Here is a 6,442-nt window from a genome sequence, read left to right as displayed (position 1 = left end):
CACTGCCGGCCCGATGCCGATGCCGGCAGGCTCGATCATGCCGCCGCGCGGGAAGACGACGAAGGAGAGGAAGCAGGCCGTGATGTCAGCGCATCTTGGCTGCTTCGCTGCGCAGCCTTTCCCCCTTGGCATGGGCCTGATCCCGCAGCGCCACCTGGAAGTCCTCCATACGCTGGCGCAACCCGTCGTCCGACGCGGCGAGAATCCGCACCGCGAGCAGTCCCGCGTTGCGCGCGCCTCCGATGGCCACGGTGGCCACGGGCACTCCGGCGGGCATCTGCACGATCGACAGAAGGGAGTCCATGCCGTCCAGATATTTGAGCGGCACGGGAACGCCGATGACCGGCAGAGGCGTAACCGAGGCGAGCATGCCCGGCAGGTGGGCGGCTCCCCCGGCACCTGCGATGATCACCTTGATTCCCCGGGAAGCCGCGCGCGTGCCGTACTCGATCATTTCGGCGGGCATCCGGTGGGCCGAGACGACATCGGCCTCGAAGGGCACGCCGAACTCCGCGAGGGCCTCGGCCGCCAGCTTCATCACCGGCCAGTCCGAGTCGCTTCCCATGACAATGCCCACCTGGGCCCGGGACTCGTCAGCCGCCTTGTCAGCGGGGCGGGAGTCAGTCATCAGCCGGTCCTTTCAGGCAGTCGGCGGCGTGCCACGCCCGGGCGCGGACGGCGGCCAGGTCGGTTCCCAGAGCGGTCACATGCCCGATCTTGCGGCCGGGCCTTACATCCTTGCCGTAGAAGTGAATCTTGATTCCGGGATCGTTCGCCAGCACGTGCTCGTACCGGGAGAAGACGTTCGGGTCGGAGCCGCCCAGCAGGTTGACCATGACCACGACGGGCGCGGCGAGCGACGGCGAGCCCAACGGCAGGTTGAGCACGGCCCGCAGGTGCTGCTCGAACTGGGAGGTCCTCGCGCCCTCGATCGTCCAGTGCCCGCTGTTGTGCGGCCGCATCGCGAGCTCGTTGACGACCAGACCCGACTTGGTGGCGAACATCTCGACCGCGAGCAGGCCGGTGACGCCCAGCTCCCGAGCGATCTTGAGCGCGAAGTGCTGCGCGGCCGCGGCGTCCTCCTCGCTCAGGCCGGGCGCGGGGGCGATGACCTCCACACAGATGCCGTCCTTCTGCACGGTCTCCACGACCGGATAGCTGACCCCCTGCCCGTGCGGAGACCGGGCGACGAGCACGGCCAGTTCCCGCTCGAACGGCACGAAGGCCTCGGCGAGCAGCGCCACACCCGACTCCAGCGGCTCACGGGCCTCGTCGATGGAGGAACAGACCCACACGCCCCGGCCGTCATATCCGCCACGGACCGCCTTCAGCACCACCGGCCACCCATGCGCCTCCGCGAAAGCCTCGACATCCGCGGCACTCGACACGGGCGTCCACGCCGGGCACGGGACCCCGATCGCGGTCAGCCGCTCGCGCATGACGGCCTTGTCCTGGGCGTGGATCAGTGCGTCGGCCCCCGGGTGTACGGCGAAGCCCTCCCCGAGGAGCGCCCGGATGTGCTCGGTCGGCACGTGTTCATGGTCGAACGTGACGGCGTCGCAGCCCTTGGCGAACTCCCGCAGATCCGCGAGATCGCGATAGTCCCCCAGCCGCGTGTCGACGATGACCTTGGCGGCGCTCTCGTCACGCGAGTTGGCCAGCACGCGCAGGTCGACACCGAGCGCGATCGCGGCCTGCTGGGTCATCCGGGCGAGTTGCCCCGCGCCCACCACGCCGACGATCGGGGCGCTCGGACCTCCGACGGGAACGACCGCCTTGCCCGTCGTGGCGCCGGCGAGACTCGGAGCGGGTACGCCGTCCGCGGCAGCGGGTACGGCCTCATGACCTGATTGGGGAACGTTCGGGCTGTTCACGACATGTCAGCCTACCGATTCCCCACTTGTACGGCTCCCGCGCCCCGACGATCTACTCCAGGGTCTGCTCCGGGTGTTCTACTCCGGGTGTTCTACTCCGGGTGTTCTACTCCGTGGCGTCAGGGGTGACGCCTGCCAGGGACCGGCGCATGGCGACCGTGGTCATCTCGTTGTCCTTGGAAACCTCGGTGGCGAGCATCAGGAGCTCGGTCCCGGTGATCGCGGCCGGGTCGGTCTCCCCGGTGTACGCGCGCACGTCCGCGTCGCCGTACCGGGGATGGGCGAGCGAGGAGCGCCCGGAGCCGGGCCGCTGGGAGTAGACGACTCTGAGCGCGTGGAACACCAGGGCGCCGCCGTCGGCCAGGACCAGCGAGTACGCCTGACCTTCCAGCTGGACGTCGACCGACAGTCGATCAGGCCGGACCTTGGCCGGCGCCTGGAGCAGCTCCGGCAGAAGATCCCGCATCCGGTCTCCGGACGAGAACTTCACGCCGCTGACTCCGGCGGGGTCGGTCAGGAAGGCGACGTACCGGGTCGGGACGAGCCTCGCCTGTACGGCGATGCCGGGGTCGCCGTCGGCCGACTTGCTGTCCACGTCGAACTTGGGCGTCTTTCCGACGACGGGGATCGGGCCGGCTCCCAGCCGCCACCGTCCCTCGGCCTGGACATAGACGAAGAAGGTCGGTTCGGGATCGCGGGCCAGCGCGGCGAACCACGCACCTCCCTCGGCGTCATCCGCGGAGCCGCCGGGAAGCAGGTATTCGACGTCGCCGTACTCCCCGAGATCGAGGCCCTTCCCGCCGTCCTTCGCGGCCTCACACGCGTGCTCGGCGAGCGCGGCCTCCGCCCAGGTCGTCAGGGACGCCACCGTGTCGCAGTCGTGCCCCTTCCATGCCTTCCTGAGTTCGCCGAGCGTGGCGAAAGCGCGTTCGGCCTCGGCCTTCGTGGCCGCGACGGCGGAAGCCCCGTCGGAATCGCCGCCCCGGGAGCCGGGCGTCTGGCCGAATGTCTCGTTCCCACAGCCCGCGAGCACGATGAGCGCGAAGCTGAGAGCCGTGATTCTGCGTAGCACGGTGGGGGCCACCTCTCCAGAACACGCAGATTCCAGAACAAAGTGATCCTGCTCGGGCGAGAGCGTAGTATGTGCTGCCCCCGCTTATGGCTTATAGATGGATATTTTCTGAAATGTTCTTGCCAGCGGCGGGGAAACGCCAGGTGACGAACACGCTCAGGTGGGGACCATCCCCCTGCGAGGACTCGTACCGGTAGCCTTGGATGACTTCGCCACCGATCAGGAAGGACTGTGCGGGACGTGCAGTTTCTCCGACGTGTCTACGAGCGGTTCGCCACGCTCCTGCACGAGCTGCTGAAGTTCGGCATCGTGGGCGCCGTCGCCTTCGTCATCGACTTCGGCGGCACCAACCTCTTCCGCTTCGGCATCGGCCTCGGCCCGCTGACCTCCAAGGTCCTCGCCACCGTCATCGCCGCCACCTTCGCCTACCTGGGCAACCGCTTCTGGACCTACCGGCACCGGGAGCAGAGCGGGCTCGCCCGGGAGTACGTCCTGTTCTTCGTGCTCAACGGAGTCGGTCTGCTGCCCCCGCTGATCGTGATCGGCTTCGTGACCTACTCCCTGGGACTGCACAGCCCGGTGGCCTACAACCTCGCCCAGATCTTCGGCACGATCCTCGGCACGTTGTTCCGGTTCTGGTCGTACAAGAGGTGGGTCTTCCTGGCGGCTCCCGCCCAGCCCCCGGTCGAGGACCTCGCCCCTCAGGCGGGACCGCTCACCACCCGGTGACGCCCGTGGTCGCGGGCGTGCCTCAAGAAGATCGCAAAGGTCGCCGGCCGTGGTTTGACCAGTTCGAGGCGACCGCCGTCGGCGGCGACCAGGGCCCTCGCCAAGGTCAGCCCCAGCCCGGTTCCCCCGCCCCCGCTGACGCTCCGTTCGAACACCTTGGTCCCCAGGTCCTCCGGGATGCCCAGCCCTTCGTCGGCCACCTCGATCACCACCGACATCCCCGTGCTGGACGTGTTGATCGTCAGTGATCCGTCGCCGTGCTTGAGGGAGTTCTCCAGCAGGGTGGACAGCACCTGGCTCAGGCCGCCGGTGGTCCCGAGCGCGCTGAGGCCACGATCCCCCGCGAGCACGAGCGAACGTTGCGCCCGCCGGAACGCGGGCTCCCACTCGGTGATCTGCTGTTCGACGACGTCGTCCACGTCGATCGGCCCCGCCTGCGCGTGGCGCTGACGCCGGGCGGCGGCGAGAAGCTCGTCGATGACCGCGGTGAGCCGCTCGACCTGCACGATCGCGGCCTCACCCTCTTCACGGACGATCGCGGGCTCGCCGGCGGCGCCGACGATCTCCTCCAGGCGCATGGTCAACCCGGTGAGAGGCGTGCGCAGCTGATGGGAGGCGTCCGTGGCGAAGTCACGCTCTCTCGACAGCAGGTCGGAGATCCGCAGCGCGCTGCGATCGAGGACCTCCGCGACCAGATCGAGCTCCGGCACGCCGTAGCGGTGCCGGCTGGGCCGCGCGTCGCCTGACCCCAACCGCTCCGCGATCTTGGTCAGTTCTTGGAGCGGCAGGGTCAGGCGGCGCGACGTCACGGAGGCGAGCCCTACGGCCGCCCCGAGTGCGATGATCGCGAGCGCGATCGTCAGCACCAGCCGCGCGTGGATGTCCTTCTCGATCTGGGCCGAGTCTCGGCCGATCCGGACGTAGCCGTTCTCGGAACGGGCCTCCTCGGTCATCTCGCGGCCGGCCGGTGGCGGAGTACCGACCACCAGCAGCGGGTTGCCCCGGACGAACACCTGTATGTACCGGTCCGGGTAGTTCTTCCCCAACCGGTTGGGATCGATGGTCTGGTCCTGGCTGACGGAGTACTCCACCCCGATGAGTAACCGATTGGCCTCGGCTCTCAACTCCCGGGCGGCCTCGTCGTTGATCAACCGGACGACGACCACGGCAAGCGGCACGCCTAACAGCAGGACGGCGATGACCGCAACGAGCAGCATCGAGGAGAGCAGGCGCCGGCGCACGTGCTAGCTCCTCCCCAACAGACCCGCCACGCGGGTCTACTCGCGCTCGAAACGGAAGCCGACCCCTCGGACGGTCGTGATGTACCGAGGCTTGGCGGCGTCATCTCCCAACTTGCGTCGCAGCCATGAGATGTGCATGTCGAGTGTCTTCGTGGACCCCCACCAGTTGGTGTCCCACACCTCGCGCATGATCTGCTCGCGGGTGACGACCTTCCCGGCGTCCCGTACGAGGACGCGGAGCAGGTCGAACTCCTTGGTGGTCAGGTGTAGTTCCTTGTCTCCCATCCACGCCCGGCGCGAGTCGGCGTCGATGCGGACGCCCTGCACGACCGGGGTCTCGGAGGTTCCGCGCCGGAGCAGCGCCCGCACGCGGGCGAGCAGTTCGGCGAGGCGGAACGGCTTGGTCACGTAGTCGTCGGCTCCGGCATCGAGGCCGACGACGGTGTCGACTTCGTCGACACGCGCGGTGAGGATCAGCACCGGAGTGCCGTGTCCCTCCGCTCTAATGCGGCGAGCAACCTCAAGCCCGTCCATCTCGGGCAGGCCGAGGTCGAGAACTATCAGGTCGACGCCCCCCGACAGGGCCCTTTCGAGGGCCTGCGGGCCATCCGGGCTCACCTCTACCTGATAGCCCTCCCGGCGCAAAGCGCGCGCCAGCGGCTCGGATATCGAGGTGTCATCCTCGGCGAGAAGTACGCAGGTCATGGAGCGATCGTAGGACCTTAGGCGATCGTTTCCCGGCTACAGCGCGCAGTTTGACTTGTCGTTGACCCATCAATTGACCTGGGCAAACACTGATAAATCTGGGATAGTCAACACGCAAGGGCCGCAACGATCCGGGCATGGCTCCGCTATCGGGTCCCGACGCACGGCTCCAGCGCGCCGGCGTACGACAGACAAACAACGCCCGCCGGAGAGGATCCGGCGGGCGTTGCTTGACACGCTGAAGCGGAAACGATCGGCATCGGGGTACGGCCCCGCGCTCCGCGGCGCCTCAGAAGTACCCCTGCAGGTACCTCGAAGCGCTTCAGGAGGAGGGCGACGGCGGCTCGGCGTAACGAGCCAGATAGAGCTTCTCGCCCAGGCTCTCCATGAGACCGAGCTCGGTCTCCAGGTAGTCGATGTGGTGCTCCTCGTCCGCCAGGATCGCCTCGAAGATGTTCGCCGAGGTGATGTCGCCCCGCTCGCGCATCAGCGCGATCCCCGGACGAAGCCGCTCCACCACGCCGATCTCGAGTTCAAGGTCGGCCTGGATCTGCTCCCGGACGGTCTGCCCGATGTGAAGCGTGTTGAGCTTCTGATAGTTGGGCAGCCCATCCAGGAAGATGATCCGGTCGGTCAGCACCTCGGCGTGGCGCATCTCGTCGATGGACTCGTGCCGGGTGAAGGCGGCCAGCTTCGTGTATCCCCAGTGCTCCTGCATCTTGGCGTGCAGGAAGTACTGGTTGATGGCGGTGAGCTCGGAGGTGAGCTGCTCGTTGAGCAGCGCGATGATCTCCCTGTCGCCCTGCATGACGCCTCACGAT

The 6,442-nt window shown here is 67.9% G+C and carries 7 protein-coding genes; 1 reads left to right on the top strand and 6 read right to left on the bottom strand.

The window, feature by feature from the left end; translation table 11 throughout:
- Positions 1 to 85: 85 nt before the first annotated feature.
- From purE to Pph01_RS41715, 3 genes are all read right to left on the bottom strand, one after another.
- The gene (gene purE, locus Pph01_RS41725; RefSeq protein ID WP_204078801.1) at positions 86 to 628 is read right to left on the bottom strand and encodes a 5-(carboxyamino)imidazole ribonucleotide mutase; all 543 of its coding nucleotides are present in this window, start codon (positions 626 to 628) and stop codon (positions 86 to 88) included.
- On the bottom strand, positions 621 to 1,742 hold the full coding sequence (locus Pph01_RS41720) for a 5-(carboxyamino)imidazole ribonucleotide synthase (protein WP_275412948.1): 1,122 nt from the start codon (positions 1,740 to 1,742) through the stop codon (positions 621 to 623). The genes purE and Pph01_RS41720 overlap by 8 nt, the downstream gene beginning before the upstream one ends.
- Positions 1,743 to 1,980: 238 nt before the next feature.
- Entirely contained in the window at positions 1,981 to 2,946 is a 966-nt protein-coding gene (locus Pph01_RS41715; RefSeq protein ID WP_204078800.1) for a DUF8094 domain-containing protein, read from the bottom strand.
- A gap of 240 nt (positions 2,947 to 3,186) precedes the next feature.
- On the opposite strand from Pph01_RS41715, the gene Pph01_RS41710 reads away from it, so the two are divergent.
- Positions 3,187 to 3,675 (top strand): GtrA family protein, encoded by a 489-nt coding sequence (locus Pph01_RS41710; protein ID WP_204078799.1) that lies wholly within the window; start codon positions 3,187 to 3,189, stop codon positions 3,673 to 3,675.
- On the opposite strand, the gene Pph01_RS41705 is transcribed toward Pph01_RS41710, so the two are convergent.
- The 3 genes from Pph01_RS41705 to bfr all read right to left on the bottom strand — a co-directional run bounded on the left by Pph01_RS41705 (position 3,648) and on the right by bfr (position 6,429).
- Positions 3,648 to 4,916 carry a sensor histidine kinase gene (locus Pph01_RS41705; RefSeq protein WP_204078798.1) on the bottom strand — a complete coding sequence of 423 codons (1,269 nt, stop codon included), beginning with the start codon at positions 4,914 to 4,916 and terminating at the stop codon, positions 3,648 to 3,650. The genes Pph01_RS41710 and Pph01_RS41705 overlap by 28 nt on opposite strands.
- 36 nt (positions 4,917 to 4,952) lie before the next feature.
- On the bottom strand, positions 4,953 to 5,621 hold the full coding sequence (locus Pph01_RS41700; RefSeq protein ID WP_030451323.1) for a response regulator transcription factor: 669 nt from the start codon (positions 5,619 to 5,621) through the stop codon (positions 4,953 to 4,955).
- A 322-nt stretch (positions 5,622 to 5,943) separates the two neighbouring features.
- The gene (gene bfr, locus Pph01_RS41695) at positions 5,944 to 6,429 is read right to left on the bottom strand and encodes a bacterioferritin (protein ID WP_204078797.1); all 486 of its coding nucleotides are present in this window, start codon (positions 6,427 to 6,429) and stop codon (positions 5,944 to 5,946) included.
- Positions 6,430 to 6,442: the final 13 nt, after the last annotated feature.

The organism is Planotetraspora phitsanulokensis, assembly GCF_016863295.1.
Taxonomy (GTDB): Bacteria; Actinomycetota; Actinomycetes; order Streptosporangiales; family Streptosporangiaceae; genus Planotetraspora; species Planotetraspora phitsanulokensis.
The sequence above is the reverse complement of the archived record's forward strand: the minus strand, read 5'-3'. Positions and strand labels throughout refer to the sequence as shown.